The sequence below is a fragment of the Rhizobium favelukesii genome (genome assembly GCF_000577275.2).
GTDB lineage: Bacteria > Pseudomonadota > Alphaproteobacteria > Rhizobiales > Rhizobiaceae > Rhizobium > Rhizobium favelukesii.
Map to the genome: position 1 here is coordinate 1,764,155 of NZ_HG916855.1, position 15,923 is coordinate 1,780,077.

At 60.9% G+C, this 15,923-nt stretch carries 16 protein-coding genes and 1 riboswitch; of the genes, 12 read left to right on the top strand and 4 right to left on the bottom strand.

All coding sequences use genetic code 11. The features are described 5' to 3' along the window. The first annotated feature begins 55 nt into the window (after nt 1-55). The 7 genes from LPU83_RS71920 (at nt 56) to LPU83_RS71950 (ending at nt 6,283) form a co-directional block, all read left to right on the top strand. Nucleotides 56-448 carry an Lrp/AsnC family transcriptional regulator gene (locus tag LPU83_RS71920; RefSeq protein WP_425301974.1) on the top strand — a complete coding sequence of 131 codons (393 nt, stop codon included), beginning with the start codon at nt 56-58 and terminating at the stop codon, nt 446-448. Between the two features lie 138 nt (nt 449-586). Continuing rightward, nucleotides 587-1,471, top strand: coding sequence for a dihydrodipicolinate synthase family protein (locus tag LPU83_RS71925; RefSeq protein WP_024314667.1), 885 nt, complete (start codon nt 587-589; stop codon nt 1,469-1,471). A gap of 5 nt (nt 1,472-1,476) precedes the next feature. Beyond that, on the top strand, nt 1,477-2,154 hold the full coding sequence (locus LPU83_RS71930; protein WP_024314666.1) for a GntR family transcriptional regulator: 678 nt from the start codon (nt 1,477-1,479) through the stop codon (nt 2,152-2,154). Between the two features lie 55 nt (nt 2,155-2,209). Continuing rightward, nucleotides 2,210-3,541 carry an ABC transporter substrate-binding protein gene (locus LPU83_RS71935; RefSeq protein WP_024314665.1) on the top strand — a complete coding sequence of 444 codons (1,332 nt, stop codon included), beginning with the start codon at nt 2,210-2,212 and terminating at the stop codon, nt 3,539-3,541. Beyond that, the gene (locus LPU83_RS71940; protein ID WP_024314664.1) at nt 3,541-4,482 is read left to right on the top strand and encodes a carbohydrate ABC transporter permease; all 942 of its coding nucleotides are present in this window, start codon (nt 3,541-3,543) and stop codon (nt 4,480-4,482) included. Before LPU83_RS71935 ends, LPU83_RS71940 begins: the two co-directional genes overlap by 1 nt. Continuing rightward, nucleotides 4,482-5,297, top strand: a complete 816-nt coding sequence (locus tag LPU83_RS71945; RefSeq protein ID WP_024314663.1) for a carbohydrate ABC transporter permease — start codon at nt 4,482-4,484, stop codon at nt 5,295-5,297. The genes LPU83_RS71940 and LPU83_RS71945 overlap by 1 nt, the downstream gene beginning before the upstream one ends. Before the next feature lie 89 nt (nt 5,298-5,386). Beyond that, nucleotides 5,387-6,283, top strand: coding sequence for a PfkB family carbohydrate kinase (locus LPU83_RS71950; protein ID WP_231052110.1), 897 nt, complete (start codon nt 5,387-5,389; stop codon nt 6,281-6,283). Between the two features lie 3 nt (nt 6,284-6,286). Here the strand turns inward: LPU83_RS71950 and LPU83_RS71955 are convergent, their stop codons facing one another. Next, complete coding sequence (locus LPU83_RS71955) at nt 6,287-7,246, bottom strand: LysR family transcriptional regulator (protein ID WP_024314661.1); 960 nt, start codon at nt 7,244-7,246, stop codon at nt 6,287-6,289. A gap of 120 nt (nt 7,247-7,366) precedes the next feature. On the opposite strand from LPU83_RS71955, the gene LPU83_RS71960 reads away from it, so the two are divergent. The 4 genes from LPU83_RS71960 to thiD all read left to right on the top strand — a co-directional run bounded on the left by LPU83_RS71960 (nt 7,367) and on the right by thiD (nt 11,250). Further along, entirely contained in the window at nt 7,367-8,767 is a 1,401-nt protein-coding gene (locus LPU83_RS71960) for an MFS transporter (RefSeq protein WP_024314660.1), read from the top strand. 92 nt (nt 8,768-8,859) lie between these two features. After that, nucleotides 8,860-8,956: riboswitch (TPP riboswitch) on the top strand. A gap of 49 nt (nt 8,957-9,005) precedes the next feature. Further along, complete coding sequence (gene thiM, locus LPU83_RS71965) at nt 9,006-9,809, top strand: hydroxyethylthiazole kinase (RefSeq protein ID WP_024314659.1); 804 nt, start codon at nt 9,006-9,008, stop codon at nt 9,807-9,809. Continuing rightward, on the top strand, nt 9,806-10,441 hold the full coding sequence (gene thiE / locus LPU83_RS71970; protein ID WP_024314658.1) for a thiamine phosphate synthase: 636 nt from the start codon (nt 9,806-9,808) through the stop codon (nt 10,439-10,441). The genes thiM and thiE overlap by 4 nt, the downstream gene beginning before the upstream one ends. Next, complete coding sequence (thiD, locus tag LPU83_RS71975; RefSeq protein ID WP_024314657.1) at nt 10,438-11,250, top strand: bifunctional hydroxymethylpyrimidine kinase/phosphomethylpyrimidine kinase; 813 nt, start codon at nt 10,438-10,440, stop codon at nt 11,248-11,250. The genes thiE and thiD overlap by 4 nt, the downstream gene beginning before the upstream one ends. Nucleotides 11,251-11,321: 71 nt before the next feature. On the opposite strand, the gene LPU83_RS71980 is transcribed toward thiD, so the two are convergent. From LPU83_RS71980 to LPU83_RS71990, 3 genes are all read right to left on the bottom strand, one after another. Beyond that, on the bottom strand, nt 11,322-12,170 hold the full coding sequence (locus tag LPU83_RS71980) for a carbohydrate ABC transporter permease (RefSeq protein WP_024314656.1): 849 nt from the start codon (nt 12,168-12,170) through the stop codon (nt 11,322-11,324). Further along, nucleotides 12,163-13,101 (bottom strand): carbohydrate ABC transporter permease, encoded by a 939-nt coding sequence (locus tag LPU83_RS71985; RefSeq protein WP_024314655.1) that lies wholly within the window; start codon nt 13,099-13,101, stop codon nt 12,163-12,165. The genes LPU83_RS71980 and LPU83_RS71985 overlap by 8 nt, the downstream gene beginning before the upstream one ends. Nucleotides 13,102-13,170: 69 nt before the next feature. Next, a complete protein-coding gene (locus LPU83_RS71990; RefSeq protein WP_024314654.1) occupies nt 13,171-14,481 on the bottom strand; it encodes an ABC transporter substrate-binding protein in 1,311 nt (436 codons plus the stop codon). 208 nt (nt 14,482-14,689) lie between these two features. On the opposite strand from LPU83_RS71990, the gene LPU83_RS71995 reads away from it, so the two are divergent. After that, entirely contained in the window at nt 14,690-15,889 is a 1,200-nt protein-coding gene (locus LPU83_RS71995) for an ROK family transcriptional regulator (protein ID WP_024314653.1), read from the top strand. Nucleotides 15,890-15,923 lie beyond the last annotated feature (34 nt).

A 15,923-nucleotide genomic window follows, 5' to 3' on the forward strand; every position in this document is an offset into this window, starting at 1 on the left:
GGAAATCGACCAATTCGATCACAAGATCATAGAGGCCCTTGTCGCCGATGGTCGCATGTCCATTACCGACCTCGCCAAAAAGGTCGGTTTGTCAAACACGCCCTGCCAGGTCAGATTAAAGAGATTGATCGAAGATGGCTATATTCTCGGCTTTCGCGCGATCGTCGATGTGAAGAAACTCGGGAAGAATCACGTCGCATTCACCGAAGTAAAGCTCTCCGACACGCGGGAGCATGCGCTGACGGCCTTCAATATCGCCGCGCGGAAGCTACAGGAGGTCGAGGAGTGCCACATGATCGCCGGCGCTTTCGACTATCTCTTGAAGATTCGCACGTCAGACATCGCCAATTACCGTCTTGTACTCGGCGAGAAGATATCGAGCCTTCCTTTCGTCGCCAGTACGTCGACTTTTGTGGCTATGGAGGCCGTCAAGGAAAACGGCGTCTGAGGAAACCTATCCTTTTCCGTGCCCGGCTTCAGGCGTCTCGTTTCCCGGAGTGCGGCGGATTTCATCGCTGCCATATTACCTCTTTACAACTAACATGTTAGTCCGTTATACCTAACACGTTGGTGGGGAGGATTAATGTTGACTGAAAAATTCGGGCTTTCCGTGGCACTTGCTACGCCATTTGATGCGAATGGCGAGATCGCTGTCGCGGCGATGATTGCGCAGGCAAAACAAAGTCTTGCGGCGGGATGCTCGAGCGTCACGCTTTTCGGCACCACGGGTGAAGGAGCCTCGATCGGCACACAGGAGCGCGAGCGGATCCTCAATGCATTTCTGGATGCCGGTATCGCGCCTCAGAAGGTTGTGATCGCTGTGCTGGTCGATGCGGCCGAGGATGCGGCCGCTCAAGCCGGACAAGCGTTTTCGTACGGTGTGCGCAACATTCTCCTCGCCCCGCCCTCCTACTTCAAGAATGTCAGCGATGACGGCGTCTTCAAATGGTTCTCCGCCGTCTTTGCGATCCTCGGTGACAAGGCACGCGACATCATCGTCTACAATATTCCGTCGGTCACCATGGTGCCGCTGACGGTGTCGCTGATCGGGCGGTTGCGTGCAGCCTTTCCAGCGGTCGTCACTGGAGTGAAGGATTCGTCCGGCGACTGGCCGTTCACCGAAGCGCTCCTGAAGGCGCACGGCGATCTCATCATCCTGATCGGCGATGAGCGCCACTTGGCAAAGGGTGTGCGTCTTGGCGGACAAGGCGCGATCTCCGGCATGGCAAACTTCCTGCCTGGCGAGGTCAGGCTGATGGCCGAAGAAGGCAGGGATGACGCCCGCGTCGAGGATTTTGTCGCCGAACTCCTCAAATACCCAGTTACTCCGGCCGTCAAGGTCATGGTGGCCAGGCTCACCGGCGAGGAGATGTGGCTTGCGGTTCGTCCGCCGCTTGTTTCAATATCCAGCGAGGGGCAGGAGCAGCTTGGTCTTGCCTTCGATCTACTTTTCCGCTCCAAGGCAGCATAGGCACCATGTACCAGGGGGAGGCAATGGACGGAATCGACGAGCAGCCGACGCTGCGGGAAAAGGCGTATGAAAGCTTCACGCGCCACCTGCTGGCGCGCGACGTGCGTCCGGGTCAGTTTGTCTCTCAGCGCCGTCTTGTCGAACTGACCGGATTGACGCTGGCGGCGATCCGCGAACTGATCCCCCGGCTTGAGGCCGAAGGGCTGATCAAGACGGTCCCGCAGCGCGGCCTGCAGATAGCACATATCGACCTCAACCTCATTCGCGAGGCTTTCCAGCTTCGGCTTTTCCTGGAGAAGGAAGCCGTGGCGCTCTTCACGCGCTCCGCCTCCGATGAGATGATCGCTGGGCTCATCAAGCAGCATCGCGATATCGCCGATGCCATTGCCAATGGCGACGCCTCGCATGAACTGGAAGTGCGCGCTCAAGCCGTCGACTGGGGCATGCACGACGCCTTTATCGACGCGCTTGGCAATACGATCATTTCCAACGCCTACCGAGTCAATTCGATCAAGATGCGTCTGATCAGTCAGGAGCGCTTTCGCATCGACGGGCGTGTCGGCCCCGTCATGGGTGAGCATCTGAAGGTTCTGGAGGCAATCGAAAAGCGCTCGGCCGAGGATGCGGTCAACAACCTCGCCGCCCACATTAATCACGCGAGGGATCGCGCCCTGAAGATTTAATTGCACCATAGCCGGCGATGAGGAGATCGACGGCAACAGGAGGAGGAGGACTTACATGCCATCATCATTTCTTAATCCCACCCGGCGCGGCTTTCTCGCCGGTACCGCAGCCCTCGGTGCGAGCAGCCTCATGGGCGTGCGCTCGGCATCGGCGGCCGTCGACTGGAAGCGTTTTGCCGGCACGACGCTGGAAGTCAATCTGGTGAAAAGCCCGCGCAGCGAGACGCTCATCAAGTATCTTCCGGAGTTCGAAGAACTGACCGGCATCAAGGTCAATGCGGAAGCCACGCCTGAGCAGCAGCAGCGCCAGAAGACCACAATCGAATTGAGCTCCGGCAAGCCGAGTTTCGACGTCGTGCATATGAGCTATCACGTCCAGAAGCGACAGTTCGAAAAGGGTGGCTGGCTCGCCGACATCGGTGGCTTCCTCAAGGATCCTTCACTCACCGATTCGTCGCTGGTCGAGAGCGATTTTGCCGAAGCGGGTATGACCTTCGCCAAGGATTCTGATGGTGTCCTGCGCTCCCTGCCCTTTTCGGTCGACTACTGGATCGTTTACTGGAACAAGGCGCTTTTCGAGAAAAAGGGGCTTTCCTATCCGACGTCGTTCGAGGAAATGGCAAGTGCTGCCGAGGCGCTCACCGATCCGTCGACCAACACCTATGGCTTCGTCGCCCGTGGTCTCAAGAATGCCAATACCCCGGTGTGGACGACGCTGCTGCTCGGCTACGGATCGAGCCCACTTGGGCCGGATGGCAAGCTGCGCACCAATTCCGAGGAAGCGGTTGAAGCGGCCAAGCTCTACCAGCGCCTGATGACCAAGGCGGCTCCTCCCGGCGTCTCCGGCTTCAATTGGGCCGAAGCCCAATCGGCCTTCCTTCAGGGCAAGATCGGCATGTGGCTTGATGGCGTGGGCTTTGCGCCACCGATCGAGAACCCGGAAAAGTCGCGCGTCGTCGGCCAGGTCGGATACGGCATCATGCCGAAGGGGCCAAAGGCCCAGGCGGCGGGAACGTTCGGAGACGGCCTCGGCGTCGTCGCCGCAAGCCAGAAGAAGGAAGCCGCATATCTCTTCTGCCAGTGGGCCATTTCCCATGACATGGGTGCGCGCCTGCTTCAGGCCGGCGCCGGCGTTCCGTTCCGCCAGTCGGTCCTTGCAGATCAGAAGGTGCGCGAGGGCGTGAAGATGCCGGCCGCATGGCTTGATGCTGTCGCAGGTTCCGCGAAGGTGTCGCAACTTGCCTTACCGGTTATCATTCCAGTCACGGAGTTCCGCGACATCTATGGCGTCGGCCTCACCAACATGATCGGCGGCGCCGATCCTGCCACGGAGCTGAAGACGGCCACGGCTCAATTCGAGCCGGTCCTGGCTCGAAGCGAGGGATAATGGCTTCGGTGAGCATGGAAACAGCAACCGCGGCCAAGGCCGAGACAAAGCAGGGGAGCAAACCGGGTCGGTTTGCTCCCAATTATTGGCCTTTCGTCATTCCCGCCCTGATCGTCGTGGCCGCTGTCATCGTTTTTCCGTGGGTCTTTACGCTGTGGATGAGCGTCAACAGCTGGACGCTCGGCCAGGCACAGGTCTTTGCCGGGTTGGATAATTACCTCCGCCTTGCCGTTGACCTGCGCTTTTGGGACTCGTTGTGGCATACCGTGCTGTACACGACGTTGTCGGTCGTCGCTCCCCTGCTCCTCGGAATGCTGGCCGCCCTCATCTTCGATGCCCAGTTTCCGCTGCGCGGCATCCTGCGCGGGGTGTTTGTGATGCCGATGATGGCGACCCCGGTCGCCATCGCGCTCGTCTGGACGATGATGTTCCATCCCCAGCTCGGTGTTTTGAACTACCTGCTTTCCTATATCGGGATCGGCCCGCAGGAATGGATCTACAACCAGGCGAGCGTCATTCCCTCTCTGGTGCTGGTGGAAACCTGGCAGTGGACACCGCTCGTCATGTTGATCGTGCTGGGCGGGCTCGCCGCCGTGCCACGCGAACCTTACGAGAGCGCCGAAATCGATGGCGCCAATGTCTGGCAGAAGTTCCGTTATCTGACGCTGCCGATGATTGCACCGTTCCTGATGATCGCGGTCATCATTCGCAGCATCGATGCGGTCAAGAGCTTCGACATCATCTACGCGATGACGCAAGGGGGGCCTGGCACTGCGTCGGAAACGATCAACATCTATCTCTATAACACCGCGTTTTCCTACTACGACATTGGATACGGCTCGGCGATGGCGGTGATTTTCTTCGTGCTGATCGTGGCGCTCTCTTTCGTCCTTTTGATGGTCAAGCAGCGCGCCAACTGGTCCGATTGGGAGGCACGCTGATGAAGCGCAAGGCAGTCGATCGCATCGGACTTCTGTTCGTGGCGCTGGTGATGGTATCGCCTGTCATCCTGTTCTTCCTCTGGATGATCTCGCTATCTCTGAAGTACGAGATCGACAACGGCGCCTATCCGCCGATCTTCATTCCTGAGCGCTTTGCCTGGTCGAACTACGCAAAGGTGTTCGAGGAGAACAACTTCTTCCTTTACCTTTGGAATTCGGTTCTTGTCACGGGTGCGGCGACCCTCTTGGCGCTCGTCATCGGGGTGCCGGCGGGTTACGGCATTGCGCGTCTGAAGGCCGAAAAGTCGGCTGTCGTCATCATGATTGCCCGGATGACGCCTGGCCTTTCCTTCTTGATCCCGCTCTTCCTGCTGTTCCAATGGCTGAACCTACTCGGCACGCTTTGGCCGCAGATTATCATCCATCTCGTCGTGACCGTTCCGATCGTTGTCTGGATCATGATCGGATATTTCGAAACGACACCGATGGAACTGGAAGAGGCCGCAAGCATCGACGGGGCAACTCCCTGGCAGGTTTTCCGCCTCGTGGCGCTGCCGATCGCACGGCCGGGAATCGTCGTGGCCTTCATCCTATCGGTCATCTTCTCCTGGAACAATTTTGTCTTCGGCATCGTCCTTGCAAGCCGTGAGACCCGTACCCTGCCTGTCGCGGTCTACAACATGCTGTCGTTCGAGCAGGTCAGCTGGGGGCCGCTTGCGGCCGCCGCCTTGATCGTTACGCTGCCGGTGTTGATCCTGACCGTCTTTGCACAACGGCAGATTGTAGCCGGGCTTACGGCGGGTGCCGTGAAGTGACGCTGACGACCGCAACGGATAAGCGTGCGAAGCGACACGTTCTGTGCGTTGGAGCCGCTGTTCTCGATACGCTCTTCAGGGTCCGCACCATGCCTACCGGACAGGGCAAAGTTCTACCATATGACATGCTGCAGATCGCAGAAGGTATGGCCTCGAGTGCTGCTTTTGCGGTCACAAAGCTTGGTGGGGACGCCAGCCTCTGGAGTGCGGTCGGAGACGACCAAACCGGCGAGCGCATCATCGGCGACCTGGCAGAAAGCGGCATAGACACCCGCGGCATGCGGCGCGTGGCGGGTGCCCGCTCGGCCATATCGACGATCCTAATCGACGATGCGGGCGAACGCCTGATCATCCCCTTCTACGACCCGCGTCTGCATCAGCTCGTCCAATCGGTCACAGCGGACGATATCGCGCCATTCGACGCGGTTTTGGTCGATGTGCGCTGGCCATCACTTGCACTGCAGACACTGCTCGCTGCCCGGGAAGCGAAGTTGCCGGCCATCCTTGATGGTGACGTGGCGGCTGAGGGGGTGATCGAGATGTTGGCACCGGCGGCAAGCCATATTGTTTTTTCGCAGCCGGCTGCTGAACGTCTGGCAGGAACGGCCCAGCCCCCATCGATGGTTCGCCGACTGAAGGAGCGTTTCAGCCATGCCTTCGTTAGCGTGACATTCGGAGAAAAAGGCTCATACTGGTTCGATGACGACAGCGGTCGCATTCGCCATCTCGAAGCACCGAGCATCACGGCCACGGATACGCTGGCGGCAGGCGACATCTTCCATGGAACCTTCGCGCTCGCGCTGTCCGAGGGCATGGCGATCGAGGATGTGATGCGCGCCTCGTCGATGGCGGCGGCAATTAAATGCCAGACATTCGGAGGCCGCATCGGCGCGCCGGCTCGCGCAGAGCTTGATGAAGCTCTGATGAGTTGGCCAGCCAAGGCCGTCGATATCACCGCGCGAAACGCGCCGGCGCAGGCCCTTTGAACGTCAAGCTGCCTTCGAGATCGTCATGGAGCAGCCGGACGCCTTGAGCGCGGCTTCGACGACGTCAACGAAAAGCTTGCGGAACCATAACGAGCGACCGTCCGCCCGATCGACGCGGCGGTACAGCATCGTAACAGGATCGGCGGGAAGATCGATCGGCGGCGCCGAGATCTCCAGCCCGTGCAACTGCGCGATGCAGCGAGCGATCGATTCCGGAATGGTCGCGATTGCCGGCATCGCTCTCAGCGCCGGTGGCAGCGCTGAAAAGCGCGGTACGGTGGCCACGACCTGTCGGCGCAGACCGGCCTTGGCAAGGACTGTGTCGACATTTGTCGCACTGTTGCCCTCAAAGGACACGGTGACATGCGCGGCATTGACGAAGTCTTCCAAGGTCAGCGGCGCTTTGCGCTTCAGCTGGGCGGGGTCATAGACGCAGACCGAACACTGGCTGAAGAGCGGCGCCCGGACATGCCAGGACGCCGGTTCCTCGTGGACCGCGACGCTGAAATCATAAGCACCGTCGTCGAGCATGCGGGCAGCATCACGCTTGTCGGCGGCGACCCCGATCAGACGTGCACCCGGGGACAGTGCACGCAGACGCGCCACCAGCGGCCCGAAGAACGCCGATTCCAGATTGTCGCACATGCCGATCCTGAACTCGCCCTGCCAGATCTTTGGATCGAAGGCGGCCGGCGGCCGAATGGCGCGCTCGATGCCCGATAGCGCATCCTCAATCGCCGGGGCGATTGCAAGCGCGCGTGGGGTCGGCTGCAGGCCGCGCCCGACCCGCACGAACAGCTCGTCGTCGAGCGTCTCGCGCAGCCGCTTTAGCGCCGCCGACAAGCCTGGCTGGCCAAGCAGAAGCCGCTCGGCAGCACGAGAGACATTGCGCTCCTGCATCAGCACCGAGAAGGCAAGCAGCAGGTTGAGGTCTATCTTTCTGAGGATCGTGTCATTTATCATTATCAGTAATACCTGCCATGGTTACTATCAATTTGCAATAGGTTCGGGAGGTGTACATTTTCTCGTTCCCTGACGCTCAAAGCTTCCTCCCGGGGCGTCGGCAGAAAGGAACGATCACTCATGACCATTTCGAGATCTCAAGGCGGAGCCGGCCTGGCATTGCTGTTGCTCTGCGCTGCCAACTTTCTTGATGCAATGGATGTGTCCACGATTGGCGTCGCGCTTCCGGCGATACAGGCCGAGCTTGGCATGAAGGCTACGTCCCTTCAGTGGGCCGTCAGCGCCTATGTGCTTGGCTATGGCGGTTTCCTGTTGCTGGGCGGGCGCGTCGCGGACGCTTTCGGCCACCGTCGCGTCTTCCTCTGGTCGCTCGCCATTTTCGCTGCCGCCAGCATCGCCGGCGGCTTTGTCGATAGCGGCCCGACGCTGATCGCCGCACGCCTGATAAAGGGCATCGCCGCTGCGTTTACGGCACCCGCTGCCCTTGCCCTCCTTCTGTCGGTGTTCGGCGAAGGATCGGCGCGGGCCAAAGCGCTTGGGGTATTTGCCTCGACTGGCGCGACCGGCTTTGTCCTTGGCATGGTGCTGGGTGGTGCCGCGACGGTCTTCAGCTGGCGGGCAACTCTTGTCATGGGTGCGCCGGTCGCAATTATCGCACTGGCGATTGCTCCTTTCGTGCTGCCGGCAGACCAGCAGCGCAGCGGGCCGCGGGCCAAGTTCGACTGGGCTGGCGCGATGACAATCACGCCGGGACTCTTGCTCTTCGTCTTTGGCATCACCAATGCTGCGGCCGATGGCTGGCAGGCGGTGCCGACCTGGGGCGCGCTCGTGGCGGCTGCCGTTTTGATCGGCCTCTTTCTCATCGTCGAATCCCGTCACGCTGATCCGATGGTGCCGCTTGCGATATTCCGGCGGGCAAAGCTCTCCCACGCCAATGCCATTGCTGCGCTGTTCCAGGGCGTCTATGTCGGCTTCCAGTTCATCGCGACGCTCTTTTATCAGACAGTCGTTGGCTGGTCGGCCTTCGCGACCGGGTTCTCCTTTGCCTTCGGCGGCGTCTGCGTCATGTTCCTGGCGCCACGTTTTGCGACGATCGCGCAAAATCGTGGCACGACCGGGCTGATGACGCTTGGCGTAGCACTACAGGCGCTCAGCTACATCTTCTGGATCCTGAGCGTTAGCCACATCGACCCTGTCTGGCTGGTCGCCCTGTCACAGCTCCCGCTCGGTGTCGGCTACGCCATGACCTACCCCTCCGTGCAGGTTGCGGCACTCTCCGACGTTGGCGAGGATCAGTCCGGGCTCGCATCGGGGCTATTGTTTGCCTCCTTCCAGATCGGTGGCGGCATTGTGCTTGCGGCAGCCTCAGCCATATTCGGTGCGGCTTCCGGCTTCGGCTGGGATCCGTATTTCGCCGGCATCACGTTTGTCGCGGTCCTTGCGGTCCTCGTCACGCTTGCGGCCGCACTCGGTCCGAGAGCCTCTGTCGTTGACCGGAACATCTATCAGGCGGCGGAATAGCCGGGACCTGCTTTCGCGCCGACATCGCCGGCCACATCCGGCCATGTCCATTTTATGGATGACAGTCGCCGGCTTCTCTGCGACAAGAAGGCGATGAGAGACAGGGGCGCCCTCCGTTTGGAGGGCTGAGAAGCACCCTTTGAACCTGAACTGGATAATGCCGGCGGAGGGAGTCGCTCGGGACTGTCGGCTTCCCGCGTCTGTCCCTGCGCCTTTCTCCCCGGTCGAAAGGCACACCATGCAAGATCAGACTTCGCCGGGAACGCTGCTGGGCGAATTGCGCGCCCAGCCACCGCTCGTCCACTGCATCACGAATTTCGTTGCCATGAACATCGCAGCCAATGTGCTTCTGGCAGCTGGCGCTTCGCCGGCCATGGTGCATGCGGAAGAAGAGGCTGGCGAATTTGCCGCGATCGCCGGCGCCTTGACGATCAACATCGGCACACTCTCGTCAGCATGGCTGCGCGGCATGCAGGCCGCCGCCATCGCAGCCGGCCGGGCCGGCAAACCCTTTGTTCTCGATCCGGTCGCCCACTACGCCACCGGTTTTCGTCGTGCGGCGGTGGACCGGCTGCTGGAACTCGGCCCCACCGTCATTCGCGGTAACGCCTCCGAAATCATCGCGCTTGCCGGCGGGGCGAGCCGTGGTCAGGGCGTGGATAGCCGCGATCACGTCGAGCAGGCTGAGGACGCTGCCCGGCTACTAGCCAGGGAACACGGAGCGACAATTGCAGTAACCGGCGCTGTCGATTTCGTCACCGATGGCGACCGGGCGGCGCGTATCGAGGGTGGCTCGGCGTTGATGCCTCAGGTCACGGCGCTTGGCTGCTCGCTGACCTGCCTTATTGGCGCATTTTCGGCTATTCGGCCCGGCGCACCATTCGAGGCAACGGTTGCAGCCCTTGCTACCTTCTCTGTTGCCGGCGAAATGGCAGCCAGCAAGGCGGATGGCCCAGGTTCGTTTTCCTGGTGTTTCCTCGATGCACTTGCTGCGCTTGACGCTGCTACGCTCGATCGCGATGCCAGGGTGCGCGCCGCATGAGAAACCTCGATCTTTCTCTTTACCTCGTCCTCGATCCGGGCCTTTGCGCCACCCTCGGCATGGTGGAGACCGCGCGCGCGGCGGTCGCCGGGGGAGCAACCGTGGTGCAGCTGCGCGACAAGCATGCGGATACCGCACGGATGATCGAGACTGGGCGGGCACTGAAGGTGGCATTGTCTGGCACCGGCGCTGTGCTCATCGTCAATGACGACGTGGAGGCGGCTATCGCGATTGGCGCCGATGGGCTGCATATTGGCCAGGACGACATCGATGCGATCACGGCGCGGCAATTGATTGGCCCGGACATGATCCTCGGCCTCTCGGCCGAAACGGCGGCGCTGGCGGCAGCAATCGATCCCGCGGCTGTCGACTATGCTGGATTGGGGCCGGTTTTTGCGACAGCGACGAAGCCTGACCACAAACCCGCGCTGGGCTTTGAAGGGCTTTCCCGCCTCGTCAAGGTTTGTCCCGTACCGGTCGTCGCCATAGGTGGCCTGAAATCCGCCCACGTCGGTGACGTGCTTGCCGCCGGGGCCGATGGGCTTGCGGTTGTCTCGGCGATTTGCGGGACGCCCGATCCACAGCTTGCGGCACGAGAGATCGCCGAGAACATGATAAAGGCAAGAACATGATCCGAAATGTGCTGTCCATTGCAGGCTCCGATCCCTCCGGCGGGGCCGGTATCCAGGCCGATCTCAAGGCATTTTCCGCGCGCGGCGTCTATGGCATGGCAGTGATGACGGCGCTGACCGCCCAGAACACGCAAGGCGTTTGCGGCGTCCATCTGGTCCCTGCTGCCTTCGTTGCGGATCAGATTGCGGCGGTTCTTGCCGACGTGCGGGTCGACGCCATCAAAATCGGCATGATTGCGACGGCCGAGATCGCCGACGCCGTCGCCGATGCGCTTGTGCCCCACCAGGGTATCCCGATCGTTCTCGACCCCGTCATGGTCGCCAAGGGCGGAGCTGCCCTCCTCGACCCCTCCGCTGTCGACGTTCTGATCAAGCGTCTGTCGCCGCTTGCAACCTTGCTGACGCCAAACCTGCCGGAAGCGGCTGCACTGCTTCATGTCTATGCCGCCGCCACACGCAGCGACATGGCCGAGCAGGCAGACAGTCTTCGCCAACTCGGCCCGGAGGCTGTCCTCGTCAAGGGCGGACATCTGGCCGGCGACGAAAGCCCGGATGTGCTCTCGACAGCCTCCGGGCCGACATGGTTTGAGGCAAAACGCATTCCGACCGCAAACACGCATGGCACCGGCTGCACCCTTTCCAGCGCGCTGGCCGCGGAACTGGCGAAAGGAGCATCAGTTCACGAGGCGGTCACGCGTGCCAAGGCCTACCTTGCTGGCGCCGTCGGCCATGCCGACGGGCTGAGCGTCGGGTCTGGCCACGGACCCGTGCACCACTTTCACGCACTGTGGTCGGCGGCGTCGGCATAGCACGAACGATCAGCCTGCCGACCCAGTAGCCAAAGGGGCGCCGGGACGACGCGCCATCGTTCCACGCCCGATCAGGATTTGACAGCACCAGCAGTCAGGCCTGCGATGATGTGCTTTTGTGCCAGGAAGAAGACGATGATCGTCGGCATGATTGTCAGCGTGATGAAGGCGAGCACCAGCTGCCAGGCGGTGCCGAACTCACCGCGATAGACCATGATGCCAAGCGGCCATGGGTACATCGTCTCAGAATTCAGCATGATCAGCGGCAGGATGTAGCTGTTCCAGCTGCCGACGAAGGAGATGATGCTGACAGTTGCGATGATCGGCCGCGAGAGCGGCAGCGAGATATGCCAGAAGAAGCGGATGTAGCCACAGCCGTCGACGATTGCTGCCTGGAACAATTCTTCCGGAAGGTTGCGAAAATAGTTCCGGAACAGAAGTATGCTCATGCCCAGGCCGAAGGAGACTTGCGGCAGGACAACGCCCCAGTAGGAATTCAACAGGCCGAGGTCACGGATCCGGATGAACAGGGGCAGGATGGCGGTCGCAGCCGGAAACATCAGGCCGATCAGGAAGTAATTGAGCAGGAAACCCGCGCCGAAGAACTTCACATGCGCGAAGGTAAAGGCGGCCATGGCCGAGACCGAAACCGTCAAACAGACCGTTAGCGTGGCGATGATCAGCGAATTCATCATTTGCCGCCAGTAGCGGTCCCCAAAGAGAATGTCGGTATAGTTTTCCGGATGCCATGCGACCGGTAGCCCGAAGGGGTTGGTGCGTAGGTCGCCGAGATCCTTGAAGCCGCCAAGCGCCGTCGTCAGCAGCGGCACCAGTACGATCGCTGCGATGATCGTCAGCGAGACATATAGATAGATCTTCGTGCCGGTCGCGATCCGGGCGGATGAGGCCATGTCAGTCATTGCGCATGAATATCCGTTTGTAGCCGAAGGCAAGCGTCACGCAGATGACGAACAGGACGACGCCCACGGCACTGCCGAGGCCGACCTGCATGCGCGTGACGCCAAAGTTGAAAAGGAAGGTGACCATGGTCTGCGTCGCGTTGAACGGCCCGCCGCCCGTCAGCGGCATGATGAGGTCGAAGAGCTGCAGCGAGCCGACGACAGCAAAGAAGACGGACAGGCGAACGGTCGAGCCGAGAAGCGGCAGCGTGATGTAACGGAACCGCTGCCAGCCGCTGGCGCCGTCGATTTCTGCGGCTTCCAGCACGCTTTTGTCGAGCGACTGCAGCCCCGCAATGAAGAGCATCATGTGGAACCCAAAATACTTCCAGACGACAACTGCCAGCACCGCATAGATCGCCAGGTCCTTGTCTGCCAGCACATAGGGTGTCTCGACGCCGATGAGGTGGGCGGCCGAGGCAAACAGGCCATAGTCGCCATCGTAGACGAAGCGCCAGATGAGACCGGCTGCGACCTCCGCCAAGACGTAGGGCAGGAAGAAGATTAAGCGGAAGATGACCACGCCAGCGATCCGGTGCGCCAGCATCATCGCCAGCCAAATGGCGAGCGGAATCTGGATCAGGATTGAAATGACGATGATCAGGGCATTGTTCTTCAACGCCGTCAGGAAGGCGCTGTTCTTGAATAGTACCTCGAAATTCCTCATTCCCACGAACTGCGTCGGCAATCCGTAACCGTCCCATTTGTAGAGACTGTACCATGCCGCCTCCCCCATGGGCAGGATCACGAAAATCGTAAACAGCAGCAGCGCTGGCGGCAGAAACAGAAGCAGGACCGGCAGGCGCCGCGCCAGGCTCGGATCTTTGCTGCGCACCGACGATCTGACAGCCGAGCGAGGTCGGATGGCGCCCGTTACGCTGATAGTGGTCATAAAGGCCGGTCCCTCTTACGTCACACGGAAGCGCGGCGCGAGTGATGCGTCGCGCCGCAATCGTCTTGTTCAGAGCTGATCCTGCTCAAAAGCTTCCTGGATCTGCTGAGCCCCATCGGATGGGCTCATCTGTCCCGACACGATGGCAACGGAGACATCGTTGACCACGCGGCCGACGGACGGACCGAGATCCTGATCAAAGAAGTTCTGGTGCCATGTCGAGTGCGCCAGCTGTTCAGCAGCCTGATGCATCAGCGGATTGGTGACCCCATCCTCAGCACCGACGGCGACCGGAATGAGCATGCCGGCCTTGGCCATTTCGCGCTCGTTTTCGGCGTTCGTCAGGTAGGCGAGGAAATCAAGCGTTTCAGGCGGAGCCGTCTTCGTCACTGCCCAACCGTTCAGCCCACCGAGCGTGTCGGTGACGGCACCGGCACCGCCCGAGACGGCCGGAAAGGCGAAGCGACCGATATTGTCAGGGTCGACGCCCTTGCCGTCGCCGGAGTTGGTCCGCTGGTTGGCGGCGGTGTTCTCGAAGCCGAGGATCATCGCCGCCTTGCCGTCACCGAAAACGCCAAGCGCCTGCGGCCAGGTCGCGCCGAGATATCCGGGCTGGAAGGGTTGCAGTTTGCCGAGCTCGGCGAGCTGTTCGCCGGCCTTGATGATGGCCGGATCGTTGAAGCCCTCGCCCTGCCCGTTCTTGGCGGCGTCGAAAACCTTCTGACCGCCGTCGCGCATGACGAGATAGCTCCAGTAGAAGTGGATCGGCCATTTTTCGCCGCCACCGCCGGCAATCGGCACGATGCCGGCATCCTTGAGCTTCTTGACCGCGCCGAGATAGTCGTCCCAGGACTTGATGGATGCCGCGTCGACACCCGCCTTTGCAAACATCTGCTTGTTGTAGAAGAAGGAAACCGTACCCATCTTGTAGGGGACGGCACCAATCTTGCCATCGAAGGTCAAGCCGTTGACGGACGCCGGATTGTAGCTCTTCAGCCAGGCGCCGTCCTTGGCATTCATAGCCTCGGTCAGGTCCATCAGCGTGCCTGTGGCAAGTTGCTGCTTCAACACCCCACCGCCCCAGCTGAAAAACAGGTCCGGCGCATCACTCGATTGCAGCAGCGTCGGAAGCTTCGCTTTGAAGGCCTCGTTTTCCAGGAACTGCATTTCGATCTTTACGCCGGGATGCTCGGCCTCGTACTTGGCTGCGATCTTCTTCCAGACCGCCAGATAGTTCGGGTCGATTTCAAGATGCAGCCACTTGACGGTCGTGTCGGCTGCAGCACTTCCCGCAGCGATCAGGAGTGCCAGCCCCGTGGCTGCCGAGCGGGCAATGAAACGGTTGCGAAATAGGGCCTTGGCCCTCATATGATCAAACATGATGTCTCCTCCAAGAAGGGCAAAAATCGTCCTCTTCAATTTTTCCCTTATGCGGATTAAATCATCGGGAGGTTTTGGCGAATGTCAACTCCCCTCGTTGAAATTGGTAGATTTGCCTTGACAGACGGGGCCGCTGCCGCGCTATTTAATTCGCATACCGTTGAAAATATAAGCGCACCGCGCAACATTGAAGAGCCGGCAAGACCCCATGAAGACAGCAGATCCGGAATTGATGCGCGCGATCAACCGCTTGAACGTGCTGGATACGATCCGCCGTCATGGACCGATAGCGCGTGTCGAGATCAGTGAACGCACGCAGCTGTCGACCACGACGGTCTCCGCCATCACCGCTTCGCTGCTTGATGACGGGCTAATCCTGCCGCGTCATGAGGGCGACATTCGCAATGAGGCGGCCCGTGGGCGCCCGCGTGTCATGCTCGAGCTCAACCCGGACGCGGCGCGCGTTGTCGGTGCCAAAATCGCGGCCAACCGCCTCGTTTTCGTGGTGACCGACTTTCGCGGCGACGTGCTGTCGAAACTGACGCTGCCGATTCGCATCGATCGCCAGCCCATCGGCGTCATCGCCGACCTCGTCGAGGACGGGGTACGGCGCTGCGTCGTCGATGCCGGCCTTTCGCTCGAGGACGTCGACACCGTGTGCCTTGGCCTTCCCGGCGTGATCGAACACCGCACCGGCCATATCCGCAGCAGCCCGATCTTTCGCGACACGAATGTCGATTTCGCCAGCGAAATGACGGCTCGGCTGAATACCCCGACGATCGTGGAAAGCGACGCGCATGCGATCACGCTTGCCCACCACTGGTTTGGCAAGGCCCGCGATCTGGAGGACATGGTATTGATTTCGCTTGAGCAGACGCTTGGGCTCGGGGTGCTCCACGACAATCAGCTTTTCCGCGGCGCCGGCGGCCTCAGCCACAATCTCGGCGACCTGGTGCTTGGGATGGGACCGCGCGGCATCGTGCGGCTGTCGAGCCAGGCCGGCGAAAGCGAGATCCTCGGTGAGCAGCCGGCCAGCGGCCGCTTTGCCGAGGCCATCCGGCTTGGACGCGGCATGACGCATGCCCAAGCGCTCATCAAGGCTGAGGATAACACGCTGATCGGCGCGGCGATCCGCGCCGGCGAAGCCGTCGGCGTTGCGATCGCCAATATCGTCACTTTGTTTGCGCCGCCGCGTGTCATTCTCGTCGGTTCGAGCCTTGCTCTAGGCGAACCCTTTCTCGACAGCCTGCGCAACGCCTATGCGCTCGCCATTCCACCGTCTCTGAAGGGTGTTGCCGAACTCGTCTTCGACGATTCGACGGACGACTTCTGGGCGCAAGGAGCAGCTGCGGTGGCGCTCTACGAACTCTATGAGTCGCCCTGGAACACCACCGGGCCGGCGCTCTGAATAGAAAAATCACGACATCTAACGGGAGGAAATC